The organism is Parapedobacter sp. ISTM3 (assembly GCF_016533505.1).
GTDB classification, from domain to species: domain Bacteria; phylum Bacteroidota; class Bacteroidia; order Sphingobacteriales; family Sphingobacteriaceae; genus Parapedobacter; species Parapedobacter luteus.
The window spans coordinates 1-392 of record NZ_JAENGN010000079.1 but is presented as its reverse complement, the minus strand read 5'-3'; the positions used below and the strand labels follow the sequence as shown (position 1 = coordinate 392).

Genomic DNA, 392 nt, shown 5'->3' with positions numbered 1-392 from the left:
GGACCTGCTTGGGGTCACCATCCGCGACGTGATACCAACCGGCACGGCTTACGTGGCCGGAAGTGCGGATGCTGACGGCGGGGTGTTTGATGATGCCGACGGCCGGATAGACTGGGTGCTGGATATTCCGTTTGGAACGAGCGTCACCGTAAACTTCGGGGTGACGGTGGCGGCCGACCTGACGGACATCGATGTGATTGCCAACACGGCGGTTGTGTCGGATCCGGCCGATCCGTCGGGCACGCCCCGGGAAGCAACCGCGCCGGAATTACCGGTGGATGCGGCACGTGGCTTTGCAGCCACCAAGTCGGTGGCGGATGCTTCCGGCGATGGGCTGGCGCAGGCGGGCGAGGTGCTGACCTATACCATCACCGTGGTTAATACTGGGGATG

At 63.8% G+C, this 392-nt stretch carries 1 protein-coding gene; it reads left to right on the top strand.

Annotation, left to right across the window (positions count from 1 at the left end; translation table 11 throughout):
* Nucleotides 1-392: DUF11 domain-containing protein (locus JHJ32_RS22710; protein WP_200123036.1), on the top strand; the 392-nt coding region annotated here is incomplete at both ends.